The following is a 16,301-nucleotide window of genomic DNA, read 5'->3' as shown; positions in this document are numbered from 1 at the left end:
AATGGTAGTTAAAAAAAGCATATTAAACAAACTCTATGTAATAGTTGTTTTTTTCTTTGTTGTTATCATTTTTAGAGTTTTTAATCTTCAATATGTTGAGGGTGAAAAGTATCGTAAACTTTCGTTAGAGGAAACTACAAAAAACGATACCATTTTTGCAAATAGAGGTAACGTATATGCTGCTGACGGAAACCTGTTGGCAACTTCAATGTCTAAGTTTACAATCCGTATGGATGTGGTGGCGGTAGATTCAGAAGTTTTTGAAAAAAATATCCGAGGATTATCAGAAGCGCTTTCAGGTTTATTGGGTAAACCAGCTAGTTATTATCAGAATAAATTACGAGAAGCAAAAAGACGAAAAAATCGTTACTTATTAATTGCTAGAAATGTTGGGTATAACGATTATGTAAAGATGAAAAACTTCCCAATTTTTAATCGAGGAGTGTATCGAGGAGGATTTATAGCAGAGCAAAAAACGGTGCGTGTGCATCCGATAGGTAAAATTGCAGAACGTACTATTGGGTATGATGATTATAGAGGAGGAGCAGGAATAGAAGGTGCATTTGCTGATTATATGGAGGGCGAAAATGGTTGGCGACTAAAACAAAAAATAGCCAAAGGTCAATGGAAGCCTATTAATGATGTAAATGAAAAGGAGCCTGTTGATGGAAGTGATGTAATAACGACAATTGATGTAAATATTCAAGACATAACACATCATGCTTTGTTACGACAAATGGAATATTTTGAAGCAGAACACGGTTGTGCTGTGGTAATGGAGGTTGAGACAGGGGAGATTAGAGCAATTTCAAACTTAGGAAAAACCTCTAACGGAAAATACTACGAAAAAAGAAATTATGCTGTTTGGGAGAGTCACGAACCTGGGTCTACATTTAAACTGGCAAGTTTAATGGTAGCTTTAGAAGATAAGGTGGTAGATACTTCGACAGTGGTGGATTGTGAAAAGGGACGAATTTATATCAACAATCGTAAAGTTGAAGATAGTAAGAGGGGTGGTTACGGAAAAATATCGATGGGTAGGGTATTTGAGGTTTCTTCTAATGTTGGGATTGTAAAAACTATACAAAAGTACTACGATAAAAATCCTAAGAAGTTCACTGAAAGAATTAAATCTTTTGGATTAGATCAATTAACTGGTGTGAAAATTAAAGGAGAAGGGAAACCATATATCCCAGATCCATCAGAAAAGAGTTGGAGTCCTATTTCATTAGAATGGATGGCATGGGGATATGGAGTGTCATTAACACCTTTACAAACACTAGCTTTTTACAATGCAGTAGCGAATGATGGTAAGTTGGTGAAGCCGTATTTCGTTAAAGAATTACGAGTAGGTGGTAAAGTAGAGCAGAGTTTTGGTACAGAAGTATTGAAAGAAAAAATTGCATCTCAAGAAACATTAGATAAGGTTAGAAAGGTAATGGAGAATACCATTCAATATGGAACAGGAAAAGGAATTTATTCTCCTAACTTTTCAATGGCAGGAAAAACAGGGACTGCTAAAAAATATATTCCTCGAACTAAAAATGACAAAGGTGAATATGAGGGAGGCTATTATTCTAATGAGAAGTACGTAGCGTCATTTGCAGGATTCTTTCCAGCAGATGAACCTAAATATTCTTGCATAGTGGTAGTACATAGTCCGAAAAAAGAAAAAGGATATTACGGAGCTACAGTTGCAGCGCCAATTTTTAAAGAAATAGCTCAAAAAATATACACTTCAACAGCGATTAACAAGCAATTTGTCGCTGATAAAATTTCAGATGAAGTAATTGATAACGAATATCAAGAGTACTATCAAAACTTAAGAAAGTATAAAACCATTATGCCTAAAGTAACAGGTATGAGTGGAATGGACGCTATTGCTTTGTTAGAAAACATGGGGTTAAAGGTGAAGTTTTCAGGTGTTGGAAAAGTAAAAGAACAATCGGTAGAAAACGGAAAAAAAGTAGAAAAAGGAGCAACGATATATTTAAAATTATCATAGTTGAAGAATTTAAAAGACATATTATATAAGGTATCGGTAAGCGAGGTTTACGGAAATACTGATGTTGCTGTGAATGCAATTCAGTTTGATAGTAGACAAGTGCAGGATAATGATGTTTTTGTAGCGCAAAAAGGAGTAACAGTTGATGGTCACCAATACATTGAGAAGGCTATTAACCTTGGAGCAAAAGCAATTATTTGTGAAGAGATTCCTGAAAGAAGAAGTGAACAAGTAACGTATATAAAAGTAGAAGACTCCAATGTTGCTTTAGCAATAATAGCGGCAAATTATTATAACAACCCGTCAAAAAGCTTGCAATTAGTAGGAGTTACAGGTACCAATGGTAAAACTACCATTGCAAGCTTATTGTACCAATTGTTTAAAAAGGCAGGATATAAAGTAGGTTTGTTGTCAACGGTTACAATAATGGTTGATGAAAATGAGTATAAAGCAACTCATACAACACCAAACTCAGTGGCAATTAACAATTATTTGTCAATGATGGTTGAAGAAGGGGTTGAATATTGTTTTATGGAAGTGAGTTCTCATGGAATTCATCAAAAACGTACTGAAGGATTAGAGTTTGCAGGAGGTGTGTTTACGAATTTATCGCACGATCATTTAGATTATCATGAAACCTTTGCAGAGTATCGCGATGTAAAAAAATCATTTTTTGATTCTTTACCAAAATCGGCATTTGCCTTGGTGAATATTGATGATAAAAATGGGCAAGTAATGTTGCAAAACACGAAAGCCACTAAACAAACTTATGCGCTAAAAACTATAGGAGATTTTAAAGCGAAAGTATTAGAAAAACGTTTTTCAGGAACCTTGTTGACAATTAATGGTATTGAAGTTTGGACGAAGTTAATAGGTGAGTTCAATGCGTATAATTTATTAGCTATTTACGGTGTAGCAGAATTGTTGGGACTTGAAAAACTAGAGATTTTACGAATTGTAAGTGAGTTAGAAAGTGTAAGCGGACGCTTTCAATATACAATCTCAGATAGTGGAGTTACTGCAATTGTAGATTATGCACATACACCTGATGCTTTGAAAAATGTACTTCAGACTATTAACGACATCCGTACAGGAAATGAAACTGTAATAACAGTTGTAGGTTGTGGTGGAGATCGAGATGCAACTAAACGTCCAAAAATGGCGTTGATTGCTTCACAATTAAGTAATCAAGCAATTTTTACCTCAGATAATCCAAGAACTGAAGATCCACAGTTGATTATAGATCAAATGGAGGAAGGAGTTTCTGCGGAAAATTATAAGAAAACATTATCCATTTTAGATAGAAGACAAGCAATAAAAACAGCTTGTAAGTTAGCGAAGTCGGGAGATATTGTCCTAATTGCAGGAAAAGGACATGAAACCTATCAAGAAGTAAATGGAGTACGTCATCATTTTGATGATTTAGAAGAGGTAACCAACTGTTTCAATCAACTAAAAAAACACTAACGAATGCTATATTATTTATTTCAATATTTAGAAAGTGAGTTTAGTCTAACGGGGGCGAGTGTGTTTCAATTTATCACATTCCGATCTGCTATGGCGTTCATTTTGTCTTTATTGATTTCAACCATTTTCGGTAAAAAAATCATTAATTATTTAAGAAGACAACAGGTTGGTGAAACGGTTAGAGATTTAGGTTTAGAAGGACAAGTGCAAAAAGCTGGAACTCCTACAATGGGAGGTGTTATTATTATTCTAGCTACATTAATTCCTGTGCTGTTATTATCAAAACTAGAAAATGTATACATCATAATTCTATTAATAACCACAGTTTGGATGGGGTTCATTGGTTTTGCTGATGATTATATCAAAGTGTTTAAAAAAGATAAAGCTGGATTAAAAGGGAAGTTTAAGATTTTAGGTCAAGTAGGTTTAGGACTAATAGTAGGTTCTATGCTGTATTTCCATCCAGATGTAACTATTAAAGAACAATTACCAGTGTCAGAACAAGTTGTGCAAGTTGATGGTAAAAAGAAAGTGTTTGGAGAAACTCATAAATCAACAAAGACAACAGTTCCATTCATGAAAAACAACGAGCTGGATTACGCGAAAGCATTTAGTTTTTTAGGTGATGGATATGAAAAGTATGGATGGATAGTATTCATTTTTGTTACCGTATTTATTGTGACAGGAGTTTCTAACGGAGCAAATTTAACGGATGGAATCGATGGTTTGGCAGCAGGATCGTCAGCGATTATGGTAATTGCTTTGGCAATTTTTGCATGGGTATCAGGTAATATCATTTTTGCAGATTATTTAGATGTAATGTACATACCAAAATCAGGAGAAATGACCGTATTTATTCTAGCGTTTGCAGGAGCATTGATAGGGTTTTTATGGTATAACACATATCCAGCTCAAGTATTTATGGGAGACACAGGAAGTTTAACTATAGGAGGAATCATAGCAGTTATAGCTATTGCTATTAGAAAGGAATTATTGTTGCCAATTTTAGCAGGAATATTTGTGATAGAAAACCTATCAGTAATCTTACAAGTATCATGGTTTAAGTACACTAAAAAGAAGTTTGGAGAAGGAAGGAGAATTTTTAAGATGTCGCCTTTACATCACCACTACCAAAAGTCAGGGTATCATGAAAGTAAAATTGTAGTCCGCTTTTGGATTGTTGGAATTTTACTAGCGGTATTTACCATTGTAACATTGAAGTTAAGATAAATAAGCCCACCCCAGCCCTCCCGAAAGGAGGGAGTAAAAAAGGGTATAAAAGAGATAAAAAGGAGGATAACAAGTGAGTAAGCAAGAAAAAAGAAGTGATGGGGTTGTTTCCCCTTCGGGGACTAAGGGGCTTTTAGTTGTGCTTGGAGGAGGAGAAAGTGGTATAGGAACAGCGCTTTTAGGGAAACAAAAAGGATATGAGGTTTTTGTTTCAGATAAAGGAAGTATAGCAGAGCGATACAAAAAAGTTCTTTTACGTAATTCAATCGATTTTGAAGAAAATCAGCATACAGAAAGTAAAATTCTAAACGCTGATGTGGTAATGAAAAGTCCAGGTATTCCAGATAAAGTAGTATTAGTACAAAAACTGCTTTCTGAAGGAGTGAAAGTAATTTCAGAGATTGAATTTGCTGCTCAGTTTACAGAAGCTACTATTGTGGGAATTACGGGTTCAAACGGAAAAACCACAACAACCATGTTAACACATTATGTGTTGCAAAAAGCAGGATTGAATGTAGGAGTTGGTGGGAATATAGGAGACAGTTTTGCAGAACAAGTTGCGGATGATAATTACGATGAATATGTGTTGGAGTTAAGTAGTTTTCAGTTAGATGGAATTGAAACATTTAAACCACATATTGCTATAATAACCAATATCACACCCGATCATTTAGATCGATACGAATATAAATTTGACAATTACATAAACTCGAAATTCCGTATTACAAAAAACCAAACGGAAGACGATTTTTTAATATACGATGCCGATGATGAAGCAATTCAAAATTGGTTAAAAAATAACAAAACAAGAGCAACGCTAGTGCCATTTTCAATAGAAAAAGAATTGGAATACGGAGCTTTTTTAAGACAAGATACGATACTGATGAAATTAAATACAGAAGAAAAATTAATGAAGGTTTCTGAATTAACATTACAAGGAAAACACAATACTAAAAATGTAATGGCGGCTTCAATGGCAGCTAGATTGCTAAAAGTAAGAAAAGAAACAATTGCCGAAAGTCTGTCTGATTTTGAAGGTGTAGAACACCGTTTAGAAAAAGTACAAAAAATTAACGGAATAGAATTCGTTAATGATAGTAAAGCAACCAACGTAAATGCAGTTTATTACGCGTTAGAGTGTATGGATAATCCAACAGTTTGGATTGTAGGTGGTGTTGATAAGGGGAATGATTATTCAGACTTATTACCGTTAGTAAGAGAGAAAGTAAAAGCTATTGTCTGTTTAGGATTAGACAATCAGAAAATCATAGACACTTTTGCGAATGTAGTTGATGTTTTAGTAGAAACTGCTGGGGCAGAAGAGGCTGTTAAAGTAGCATATAAAATAGCACAAAAAGGCGACACAGTATTATTGTCTCCTGCATGTGCTAGTTTTGATTTATTTGAAAGTTACGAAGACAGAGGAAGAAAATTCAAAGAAGCTGTAAGAAACTTATAAAAGCTAAAAAAGATTGATGAAACACATCTTTCGACATATTAAAGGAGATAGAGCTATTTGGGCTATCGTAACAATGTTGGCAATATTTTCGTTTATGCCAATATATAGCGCTAGCACCAATTTAGTGTATGTAGTGGGTAATGGTTCTACTTTTGGACATTTAATAAAACACATCGTATTATTAATTACAGGTTTTGCTGTGATTTACGGGGTGCATAAAATTCCATATAGATACTTTAGTGGAGGTTCTGTTTTAATGTTTCCAGTTGTTATTGTTCTGTTGATTTTTACTCTAGCTCAAGGAACAACCATTGGAGGTGCAAATGCTAGTAGATGGATACGAATTCCGTTTGTAGGTATCGGTTTTCAAACTTCTACATTGGCAGGTCTTGTGTTAATGGTGTATGTGGCGAGGTATTTAGCCAAACATAAAGAAAAAGTTATTTCATTTAAGGAGAGCCTTTTACAGCTGTGGTTTCCAGTTGGTGTTGTGTTGTTGTTGATATTACCTGCAAACTTTTCAACCACGGCCATGGTGTTTTTTATGATTCTGTTAGTGTCTTTTATAGGTGGTTACCCGTTAAAATACATTGGTTATATATTAGGAATGGGACTCATCTCTTTCTTGTTTTTTATACTACTAGCTAAGGCGTTTCCTGATGCTATGCCTAACCGTGTAAATACCTGGAAGAGTAGAATTGAAAATTTTTCTCAACCTAATGGCGAAGAAAATTATCAAGTAGAAAAAGCAAAAATAGCCATAGCTACAGGTGGAGTTATTGGGAAAGGGCCAGGGAAAAGTGTTCAAAAAAACTTTTTACCTCAATCGTCATCCGATTTTATTTATGCAATTATTGTTGAAGAATATGGTTTGGCAGGAGCAGTTGTAGTTATTTTTATTTACTTTTTATTGCTCTTTAGAATATTAATAACAGCTAAAAAGGCTACCACCATATTTGCAACATTGTTAGTTGTAGGTGTGGGAATCCCGATTGTTTTTCAGGCGATGATAAACATGGCGGTAGCGGTGAATATTTTACCAGTAACAGGACAAACACTTCCCTTAATTAGTAGTGGAGGTACCTCTATTTGGATGACATGTTTCGCATTAGGAATGATTTTAAGTGTAAGCGCTTCTAAAAACGAAACTGAAGAAACAATTTTAGATGATAACCCTTTAGATATTTTACATGAAACACTTGATTAAAAATATAAGTTTATGGGTTGGAACTGCTATGAGTGTTACATACAACCATAATGTTAAAATAAAATAGATTGTATGAAACAGTCGATTAATATCATAATAAGCGGTGGAGGTACTGGTGGGCACATTTATCCAGCCATAGCTATTGCAAACGAAATTAAAGTTCGTTATCCAGAAGCTAATATTTTGTTCGTAGGAGCAAAAGATAAAATGGAAATGGAAAAAGTTCCGCAAGCGGGATATGAAATTGAGGGATTATGGATTTCGGGTATCCAAAGAAAACTAACTCTAGCAAATTTGATGTTTCCTTTCAAGTTGTTAAGTAGTTTATGGAAAGCACACCGAATTATAAGAAGATTTAAACCAGATGTAGCAATTGGTACAGGAGGTTTTGCTAGTGGGCCAACATTAATGGCTGCTAATCAAAGAGGAATTCCAACTTTGATTCAAGAGCAAAATTCTTATCCAGGAATAACCAATAAATTTTTAGGGAAAAACGCACAGAAAATATGTGTAGCCTATGACGATTTAGAACGTTTTTTTTCAGAGGATAAAATTATAAAAACAGGAAATCCAGTTCGACAAGATTTACTGTTCATCCATACAAAAGTAGAAGAAGGTAAAGATTTTTTCGAGTTAGATACTTCTAAAAAAACATTATTGGTTTTAGGAGGAAGTTTAGGGGCTCGTAAAATAAATCAGCTAATAGAAGCGAATTTAGATTTCTTTAAAAAGCAGGATATACAGCTTATTTGGCAATGTGGTAAGTTGTATTTTGATGAATATAAAAAATACAATGAGGTAGAAAATGTACAAGTACATCAGTTTTTAAACCGAATGGATTTAGCGTATGCAGCTGCTGATTTTATTGTGTCGAGAGCAGGGGCAAGTTCGGTGTCAGAGCTATGTATAGTAGGTAAACCAACCATTTTTATTCCGTCACCTAACGTGGCAGAAGACCATCAAACAAAAAATGCTAAATCAATTGCTAAAGAACATGGGGCAATTGTGGTTAAAGAAAATGAGTTAGAAACGTTTCCTGTGGTATTAGAAACTTTGTTGAAAGATAAAGGGAAACAAGAGAGTTTAAGTGAGAATATTAACGAATTGGCGTTGCCTAATGCAACAAGTAATATCGTTAATGAAATAGAAAAATTAATCAGTTAGTGAATTTAAAAACGATACATAACGTTTATTTTGTAGGTATTGGTGGAATTGGAATGAGTGCCTTGGCTCGCTATTTTTCCGAGAATGGTAAAGTAGTTGCAGGTTACGATAAAACACCATCACCTATCACTAAGAGTTTAGAAGAAATAGGAGTAGAGCTTCATTTTGAAGATGCTGTAAAGAATATTCCGATTTCATTTTTAGATAAAAAAGCTTCATTGGTAGTGTACACACCAGCAGTTCCTAAAAACCACCTAGAGTTAAACTATTTTATAGATAACGGATATACGGTTTTAAAAAGAGCAGAAGTATTGGGAGAAATTACCAAAAACACTTTTTGTTTAGCGGTGGCTGGAACACATGGTAAAACAACAACTTCATCAATTTTGGGTCATATTATGCAACCTGAAAAAGCAACCTCTTTTTTAGGTGGAATTGCAGAAAACTATAATTCCAATTTAATTTTAGGAGAAGATAAAGTATCGGTGGTTGAAGCAGATGAGTTTGATCGTTCGTTTTTAAAATTATCTCCAAATATTGCCTGTGTAACCTCTATGGATGCCGATCATTTAGATATTTATGGAGAGAATGAAATGCTTCAGCAATCTTTTGTTGAGTTTGCGAATAAAGTTTCTGATACGTTAATTGTTGCAAAAGGATTACCGTTAAAAGGTTTAACCTATGCTGTAAATGAGGATGCAGATTATAAGGCTTTTAATGTTAGAATAGAAGCAGGAAAGTATGTTTTTGATGTGCGAACACCAACATCTCAAATTAAAGATATTGAATTTCATCTACCAGGAAATCATAATATGATGAATGCGTTGGCAGCATTAGCAATGGCAGATGTATATGGAGTTTCGTTAGATAAAATAAAGGAACAATTAAAATCTTTTAGAGGAGTACAAAGAAGATTTTCATATAAAATAAAAACAGATGATGTTGTTTTAATTGATGATTATGCACATCACCCAACAGAAATAAAAGCAGTAGCACAATCGGTTCGAGAAATGTTTCCAAATGAAAAAGTGTTAGCAATTTTTCAACCGCATTTATTCAGTAGAACAAGAGATTTTGCTGATGATTTTGCAGCAGCATTATCCTTGTTTGATGAAGTGTTGTTGCTAGATATTTATCCGGCAAGAGAATTACCTATTGAAGGAGTTACTTCAAGTTGGTTGTTGGATAAAATGAGCTTAGAAAATAAAAAGCTAGTATCTAAAGAAAAACTAAGTGACGAAGTGCTTAAATCTGAGTCAAAAATTGTGGCGATGTTAGGGGCAGGAGATATTGGTTTATTGGTAGAAGAAGTAAAAAATAAAATTAAAGAAAAACACAAAATCTAGTATGAAAAAAGTAGCAACTTATCTTTCTTTTTTCTTGTTGTTGATGTTTTTGGCGTTCTTGTATGGCTTTACAACCAACAGAAACGGCTTGAAAAAGGTTAAAAAGACCGTGGTCGAGTTTGAAGCAGGTGATAATAACTTTTTGACGCACAGTATGGTTGATAAATTGTTAATACAAAATAATGAATTTGTTAAAAACCAACCGAAAAGATTGGTAGATTTACACTTTCTGGAGGCTAATGTTTCGGCGAATCCGTATGTTGAAAAAACAGCGGTGTTTTTAACGGTAGACGGGGTGTTAAAAACAGTAATAAAACAACGAACACCGATAGCTCGCATTGTTGATAAGAACAAATCTTTTTATGTTGATAAGTACGGGGTAGAAATACCATTATCAACAAACTTTTCAGCAAGGGTACCGTTAGTTTCAGGAGTAGGGGAATCTGAGCAAATCAAAGAATTAACAGAGTTAATAAAGGTTATAAATAACAATAGTTTTTTTGCTAAAGAAATTATTGCTATTCAAAAAGACAACCAAAACGAATATACATTTACAGTTCGTAGCGGTGATTATGAGATAATTTTTGGTGAGTTTAAAGATGCAGCAGAAAAATTTAAAAAGCTAACAGCGTTTTATAACAAAGCTCTTAAAGACAAAACTATAAGTAATTACAAAACGATAAATGTAAAATACCACAACCAAGTTGTGTGCACAAAACAAAATCAAGATGGAAAACAATAAAATAGCAGTTGGTTTAGATATTGGTACAACCAAGATTGTTGCCATGATTGGTCGTGAAAACGAATACGGAAAACTTGAGGTTTTAGGTATTGGTAAAGCAAAAAGTTTAGGTGTAAAAGGAGGAGTTGTTAACAATATTACGCAAACCATTCAATCCATTCAGCAAGCAGTTGAAGAAGCAGAAAGTGTTTCAGGACAAAAGATAGAGAATGTGGTGGTTGGCATTGCGGGTCAGCATATAAGAAGCTTACATCATAGTGATTATATAACACGAGAAAATGCCGAAGAAGTTATTGATGCAAAAGACATTGAAAACTTAGTAAATCAGGTACATAAATTAGTAATGTTACCTGGTGAGGAAATTATTCATGTGTTACCTCAAGAGTTTAAAGTAGATAGTCAACCAGGTATTAAAGAACCTATCGGGATGTACGGAGGAAGGTTAGAAGCCAACTTCCACGTTGTGGTTGGTCAAGTGTCTTCTATCCGAAATGTAGGAAGATGTATTAAAAGTGCTGGTTTAAATTTATCTGATATAACATTAGAGCCTTTAGCATCGGCATCAGCAGTATTAAGTCAAGAAGAAAAAGAAGCAGGTGTAGCGTTGATTGATATAGGTGGCGGAACAACAGATTTAGCCATTTTTAAAGACGGAATTATTCGTCATACAGCAGTCATCCCTTTTGGAGGTAATGTAATTACTGAAGATATTAAAGAAGGCTGTTCAATTATAGAAAAGCAAGCAGAGTTGTTAAAAATTAAATTTGGTTCTGCATGGCCAGGGGAAAATAAAGAAACAGAAATTGTATCTATTCCAGGGTTACGAGGAAGAGAGCCAAAAGAAATTACACTTAAGAACTTATCTAAAATAATTCACGCAAGAGTACAAGAAATTATTGAGCACGTGTACTTAGAAATTAGAAGCTACGGACACGAAACTCAAAAAGGAAAACTCATTGCAGGTATTGTTTTAACAGGTGGCGGAGCTCAATTAAAACATTTACGTCAGTTAGTAGAATATATTACTGGAATGGACGTTCGTATTGGGTATCCAAATGAACATTTGGCAGGAGATTCTGATGAAGTCTTATCAAGTCCAGCATTTGCAACCGCAGTTGGGTTGTTAATGGAAGGCTTGAAAAAAGAAGGAAATGAAGTAGTAGCAGAAGAAGCTCAAGAAGTGTTTGTAGAACCAACTATTGAAGAAGAAAAAGAAGCTATAGAAGAAACTCAAGAAGAGAAGGAACGACCAGCGAAAGAAAAGTCTAAATCAATCTTTGAAAAGTTTACCAAGCGATTCACAGAAGGATTTAAAGAGTTTTTAGATAACGCAGAGTAAAAGTATATAAAAAGCTACTCCGAATTAATCCCCTAAGAAGGAGAGTGTAAATTGAATAAGAATTAATAAAAAAGAAAAGTTATTATGAGCGCAGAATTTGATAACATTTCATTCGACATGCCGAAAACACAATCGAATGCCATTAAAGTAATTGGTGTTGGTGGGGGAGGAAGTAACGCAGTAAACCACATGTATAGTAAGCAAATTCACGGAGTAGATTTTGTGATTTGCAACACTGATGCACAAGCATTAGAAAACAGTCCAATTCCTAATAAAGTACAATTAGGGGCACACTTAACTTCTGGTTTAGGTGCGGGTGCAAATCCTGAAATAGGAGCACAAGCAGCGGCTGAAAGTATTCAAGAAATTCAACAAATGTTAAGCACGCATACCAAAATGGTATTTATTACCGCAGGTATGGGTGGAGGTACCGGTACTGGTGCAGCGCCAATCATTGCCAAAATTGCTAAAGATATGGATATTTTAACGGTAGGAATCGTTACAATGCCATTTCAGTTTGAAGGGAGAATGCGCTCAAAACAAGCTCAAACAGGAATTGACGAACTACGTAAAAATGTAGATTCGTTAATTGTTATCAATAATAATAAACTGCGCGAAGTTTATGGTAACTTAGGGTTTAAAGCAGGATTCTCAAAAGCAGATGAAGTGTTAGCTACCGCGGCTAAAGGTATTGCAGAAGTAATTACACATCACTACAAACAAAATATCGATTTACACGATGCTAAAACGGTATTGTCTAATAGTGGTACTGCAATTATGGGATCTGCAAAAGAAACTGGAGCTAACAGAGCTAAAAATGCAATTGTAAAAGCGTTAGATTCACCGTTATTAAATGATAACAAAATTACAGGAGCTAAGAATGTATTGTTGTTAATTGTTTCTGGAGGTAATGAAGTTACCTTAGATGAAATTGGAGAAATCAACGATTATATTCAAGATGAAGCAGGATACGATGCCAATATTATTATGGGTATTGGTGAAGATGAAACTTTAGAAGACGGAATAGCTGTAACAGTTGTAGCAACGGGTTTCGCTGCTGATCAACAAGGAAATATAACCAATACAGAAGTAAAAAAGATTGTTCATACTTTAGAAGATGAACAAAAAGCTACGTACAACTTTGGAGATCAAAAAATTCAAACTTCTTCTAGTATAAATGAACCTTTACCAACTAAGCCTGTTGATAAAGTTGTTCACGTATTAGAAGAGGAAGTTGTTGAGCCTAAATCGAATTTAATTCCTACTACAGAGGCTATTAAAAATATTGATGTAGTGTATGACGAAATCGCTGTTGAAACCATTTCAGAAGATGATTTTATCATAACAAATATCGCTGAGCCAAAAGTAGAGGAAGAAGTAAGACAACAACCAATTCAACAAGATTTATTGTTTGATTTACCGTTGAATTCTTACGAAGAAATAAAACCAGCTTCTCATTTAGTTGAAACTACAAATGAGATTAAAAACATTGAAGTAACAGCACAAGAAATTACCTTTCACAAGGTAGAAAAGCGATATGTTTTAGACGATTTTAGTGCAGAACCAACAATTGGTAAAAGTTCTACCCCAACTATAAAAGAAGAGGTAGAAGAAGAGTTACGTTTTCAAGTAAAGTCAAAAACTCAAGAAGAAATTAATAATATAGATACATCTAGTGAAGAAGTATCTCCATTGAGTTTAACAATTTCTGAAGTGCAAAAAAGAGCACAAGAAAGACGTGAAAAAATGAAAGGTTTTAACTATAAGTTTAACGACCAAAGAATAAAAAATGTAGATGAAATTGAGAGTCAACCAGCTTATAAAAGATTAGGAGTTGATATTGATTCAGATTCAAATATTAGTAAATCAGACACTGCATTAAATACTGATAATAATGATTTATTACGCTCAAATAACTCGTTTTTACACGATAATGTAGATTAATAAAAGAATAACACGTATTTTTAAAATCCCGATTTATCGGGATTTTTTTAATAGTAAAAATCACAAAATTATGAGTTTGCAAAAACAGGTAATGGATAAAATGAAAGAAGCTATGAAATCGAAAGATACTGTAGCTTTAACCGCTTTAAGAGCCTTAAAATCGGCTTTTATGCTAGCAAATACAGAAGTAGGAGCAGGTGAATTATCAGAAGCAGAAGAGTTAAAAATTGTTCAAAAGCAAGTAAAACAACGTAAAGATAGTGCAGCTGTATTCACAGAACAAGGACGTAATGATTTAGCAGAACCTGAATTGGCTGAAGCAGCTGTTTTAGAACAGTTTTTACCAGAAGCGTTGAGTGATGAAGAGATTGGTAAAATCGTTGAAAAAACAATAGCAGATGTTGGAGCAGAGGGAATGAAAGACATGGGTAAAGTAATGGGAATTGTTTCTAAGCAATTAGCAGGACAAGCAGATGGAAAAACAATTTCAGCGATTGTAAAGGCTAAATTAGCATAATCATTTTTCTAGACCCAGTAGTTCAACTGGATAGAACATCAGATTTCGGCTCTGAGGGTTGGGGGTTCGAGTCCTCTCTGGGTCACATTTTGAAAATAAACCTATTGATTTTCAATAGGTTTTGTTTTTAAGGGTAAGTATAGTGTTAAGTTTTTTTATTTTCTCTAAAATAAAATTGTACCTTTTCTTCAACTATAACCGTCCTTTAAAGATAAAAATAATTTTTACTTACTTTTTAGAAACCATATATAAAAGAAGTAGGAAACAAATTACTTTTTGCCATTCAAAATACTTTTTTATATAAAAAAGTACTATAAATTAAGATTTTATATATATTAGCGTTGATAAGTATTATAATGATACTTAGAATTATCCCCCGAAATAAATCAGTTAAAATATGGCACACTTATCAATTTACTCTAAGAATTCCTTTTTCTTGATTTATTTCTAGTATGATTCTAGTATCCAATTTAATTTAACTATTAGTATTAGCTAGTTTAAGCTACAAATTATTGATTATTATATTTACTCTAGTATTAATTTTAAATAGAGTAATTATGAAAAAAGTAACTTTAATTTTAGCAGTAGTATTTTCTACATTTTTATTAACTAGTTGTACTGATGAGTCTAAAGAACTAGAAGAATTAAACAATGAAAGTCTGGAAGTTTATAACGTCGATAGAAAGGACATTGAAAGACCAGGATCACAAGGTAGCAATTAGTATAATTGGCAGCTTTTTAGTAGCCTTGTCTGGATTAATTTTGTTTACAGACAAGGTTTTTCCTTTTGAGTTAGAAAATAAATTCGGATTTGGAAAAACTTCAACTTTTATTTGGGTTTTGAGTCAAACATTATCCCCTATCCTCTTAATAATAGCATCTGCATTTAGACCGTTTAAAACTGCATATATTATCCCTGTTTATATTTATACAATACAGTTTATATGGATTTTCAGACCAAATATAAGATTTGATGATTATTACCTACAAACTTATGCCATTGGAACTACTATTGGTTTTTTATTAATGTTATACATTATTTATAGGTTCAATCTAATAAAGACCAAGAGACAATTAGAAAATGAGAAATTTAAACAAGATGTTAATGAAACGATTGATTTATTAAAAAAAGATATTTTAACAAAAACAGAATAAATAAATTGAAATGGATATTAAAATTGAAAAAGCTAAAGAAATCAGAACACTAATAGAGAATAACACGATTGATAAAATTGCTGCTTTAAATCTTTTAAAAGAGCTAGTTAATACACAAAATATTTCTATTTCTGAATTAGATGTTTACCTACACGAAATAGACAATTTAAAAAAGATTAAATTAATCAAAAACAATATTAGTAGTAGTATAATAGAGTTAGAAGAAAATAGTAATCAAATTATGGAGTTTTTAAGTTTAAATAATGACGATTTTAAAAAACTTAAACAATTTGGGTATAAATTACTATAGAAAGAAAATTAATCTATACTGTCCAATCTATTTTTAAGAACTTCTTTTAAAGTCTTATTTCTCTCATCTGTTCTTAGAGATTTGACCCATAAATAAAAATTTTCATACTTCATTAGTTCATCTTCATGCAAGAGAATTTTCTCTATAACATCTAAAGCATCTTTCTCAGAAAGGTTTTTAGTTTCAGAGCTGGGTTTTCTATCATATTCTTTGAATACCTTTTCTAAAATTGGGATTTTAGATTTGGGTACAACTCCACTATTCTCATAATTATAAATTGTATTTTTACTCAAACCAACTAGTTCTCCTAATTCTTCTTGAGATAAACCAAATTTCTTTCTTAATACTTTTAAATCTGAACCGTTCATTAATTAGTAGCAAGTTAAAAACAACTTTCTTGTTTTTTTAAAAAAAAT

General features: G+C 33.2%; 15 protein-coding genes and 1 tRNA gene. 15 read left to right on the top strand and 1 reads right to left on the bottom strand.

Annotated features, from left to right (window positions below):
• The first annotated feature begins 1 nt into the window (after position 1).
• From OU788_RS04250 to OU788_RS04180, 15 genes are all read left to right on the top strand, one after another.
• Entirely contained in the window at positions 2-2,005 is a 2,004-nt protein-coding gene (locus OU788_RS04250; RefSeq protein WP_274634007.1) for a penicillin-binding protein, read from the top strand.
• On the top strand, positions 2,006-3,472 hold the full coding sequence (locus OU788_RS04245) for a UDP-N-acetylmuramoyl-L-alanyl-D-glutamate--2,6-diaminopimelate ligase (RefSeq protein WP_274634006.1): 1,467 nt from the start codon (positions 2,006-2,008) through the stop codon (positions 3,470-3,472). It begins immediately after the preceding gene.
• A 3-nt stretch (positions 3,473-3,475) separates the two neighbouring features.
• Positions 3,476-4,702 carry a phospho-N-acetylmuramoyl-pentapeptide-transferase gene (mraY, locus tag OU788_RS04240; protein WP_274634005.1) on the top strand — a complete coding sequence of 409 codons (1,227 nt, stop codon included), beginning with the start codon at positions 3,476-3,478 and terminating at the stop codon, positions 4,700-4,702.
• A 73-nt stretch (positions 4,703-4,775) separates the two neighbouring features.
• Entirely contained in the window at positions 4,776-6,161 is a 1,386-nt protein-coding gene (gene murD / locus OU788_RS04235) for a UDP-N-acetylmuramoyl-L-alanine--D-glutamate ligase (protein WP_274634004.1), read from the top strand.
• Between the two features lie 16 nt (positions 6,162-6,177).
• Positions 6,178-7,368 carry an FtsW/RodA/SpoVE family cell cycle protein gene (locus OU788_RS04230; RefSeq protein WP_274634003.1) on the top strand — a complete coding sequence of 397 codons (1,191 nt, stop codon included), beginning with the start codon at positions 6,178-6,180 and terminating at the stop codon, positions 7,366-7,368.
• Between the two features lie 72 nt (positions 7,369-7,440).
• Positions 7,441-8,532 (top strand): undecaprenyldiphospho-muramoylpentapeptide beta-N-acetylglucosaminyltransferase, encoded by a 1,092-nt coding sequence (gene murG / locus OU788_RS04225; RefSeq protein WP_274634002.1) that lies wholly within the window; start codon positions 7,441-7,443, stop codon positions 8,530-8,532.
• Positions 8,532-9,878 carry a UDP-N-acetylmuramate--L-alanine ligase gene (gene murC / locus OU788_RS04220; protein WP_274634001.1) on the top strand — a complete coding sequence of 449 codons (1,347 nt, stop codon included), beginning with the start codon at positions 8,532-8,534 and terminating at the stop codon, positions 9,876-9,878. Before murG ends, murC begins: the two co-directional genes overlap by 1 nt.
• Position 9,879: 1 nt before the next feature.
• Positions 9,880-10,620, top strand: coding sequence for a cell division protein FtsQ/DivIB (locus tag OU788_RS04215; protein ID WP_274634000.1), 741 nt, complete (start codon positions 9,880-9,882; stop codon positions 10,618-10,620).
• Positions 10,607-11,959, top strand: coding sequence for a cell division protein FtsA (gene ftsA, locus OU788_RS04210; RefSeq protein ID WP_274633999.1), 1,353 nt, complete (start codon positions 10,607-10,609; stop codon positions 11,957-11,959). The genes OU788_RS04215 and ftsA overlap by 14 nt, the downstream gene beginning before the upstream one ends.
• Positions 11,960-12,043: 84 nt before the next feature.
• Positions 12,044-13,903: a cell division protein FtsZ gene (ftsZ, locus tag OU788_RS04205; RefSeq protein ID WP_274633998.1), complete on the top strand. Its 1,860-nt coding sequence runs from the start codon at positions 12,044-12,046 to the stop codon at positions 13,901-13,903.
• Between the two features lie 70 nt (positions 13,904-13,973).
• Positions 13,974-14,420: a GatB/YqeY domain-containing protein gene (locus OU788_RS04200; protein WP_274633997.1), complete on the top strand. Its 447-nt coding sequence runs from the start codon at positions 13,974-13,976 to the stop codon at positions 14,418-14,420.
• A gap of 11 nt (positions 14,421-14,431) precedes the next feature.
• Positions 14,432-14,505: transfer RNA gene (locus tag OU788_RS04195), tRNA-Arg, on the top strand.
• A 472-nt stretch (positions 14,506-14,977) separates the two neighbouring features.
• Positions 14,978-15,142: a hypothetical protein gene (locus OU788_RS04190; RefSeq protein WP_274633996.1), complete on the top strand. Its 165-nt coding sequence runs from the start codon at positions 14,978-14,980 to the stop codon at positions 15,140-15,142.
• The gene (locus OU788_RS04185; RefSeq protein ID WP_147431688.1) at positions 15,111-15,575 is read left to right on the top strand and encodes a hypothetical protein; all 465 of its coding nucleotides are present in this window, start codon (positions 15,111-15,113) and stop codon (positions 15,573-15,575) included. Before OU788_RS04190 ends, OU788_RS04185 begins: the two co-directional genes overlap by 32 nt.
• Before the next feature lie 10 nt (positions 15,576-15,585).
• The gene (locus OU788_RS04180; protein WP_274633995.1) at positions 15,586-15,885 is read left to right on the top strand and encodes a hypothetical protein; all 300 of its coding nucleotides are present in this window, start codon (positions 15,586-15,588) and stop codon (positions 15,883-15,885) included.
• Between the two features lie 8 nt (positions 15,886-15,893).
• Here OU788_RS04180 and OU788_RS04175 read toward each other — a convergent pair whose 3' ends face one another.
• On the bottom strand, positions 15,894-16,253 hold the full coding sequence (locus OU788_RS04175; RefSeq protein WP_121145951.1) for a helix-turn-helix domain-containing protein: 360 nt from the start codon (positions 16,251-16,253) through the stop codon (positions 15,894-15,896).
• Between the last annotated feature and the right edge of the window lie 48 nt (positions 16,254-16,301).

Origin of the sequence: Tenacibaculum sp. L6 (assembly GCF_028823685.1) — a bacterium.
Classification (GTDB): Bacteria; Bacteroidota; Bacteroidia; order Flavobacteriales; family Flavobacteriaceae; genus Polaribacter.
The sequence above is the reverse complement of the archived record's forward strand: the minus strand, read 5'-3'. Positions and strand labels throughout refer to the sequence as shown.

Excerpts from the sequence above, each read along its gene's own strand:
- OU788_RS04215 (WP_274634000.1), top strand. The coding sequence starts at position 9,880 with ATGAAAAAAGTAGCAACTTATCTTTCTTTTTTCTTGTTGTTGATGTTT.
- OU788_RS04250 (WP_274634007.1), top strand. The coding sequence starts at position 2 with ATGGTAGTTAAAAAAAGCATATTAAACAAACTCTATGTAATAGTTGTT.
- OU788_RS04190 (WP_274633996.1), top strand. The coding sequence starts at position 14,978 with ATGAAAAAAGTAACTTTAATTTTAGCAGTAGTATTTTCTACATTTTTA.
- ftsZ (WP_274633998.1), top strand. The coding sequence starts at position 12,044 with ATGAGCGCAGAATTTGATAACATTTCATTCGACATGCCGAAAACACAA.
- OU788_RS04175 (WP_121145951.1), bottom strand. The coding sequence starts at position 16,253 with ATGAACGGTTCAGATTTAAAAGTATTAAGAAAGAAATTTGGTTTATCT.
- murG (WP_274634002.1), top strand. The coding sequence starts at position 7,441 with ATGAAACAGTCGATTAATATCATAATAAGCGGTGGAGGTACTGGTGGG.
- OU788_RS04200 (WP_274633997.1), top strand. The coding sequence starts at position 13,974 with ATGAGTTTGCAAAAACAGGTAATGGATAAAATGAAAGAAGCTATGAAA.
- mraY (WP_274634005.1), top strand. The coding sequence starts at position 3,476 with ATGCTATATTATTTATTTCAATATTTAGAAAGTGAGTTTAGTCTAACG.
- ftsA (WP_274633999.1), top strand. The coding sequence starts at position 10,607 with ATGGAAAACAATAAAATAGCAGTTGGTTTAGATATTGGTACAACCAAG.
- OU788_RS04230 (WP_274634003.1), top strand. The coding sequence starts at position 6,178 with ATGAAACACATCTTTCGACATATTAAAGGAGATAGAGCTATTTGGGCT.
- OU788_RS04180 (WP_274633995.1), top strand. The coding sequence starts at position 15,586 with ATGGATATTAAAATTGAAAAAGCTAAAGAAATCAGAACACTAATAGAG.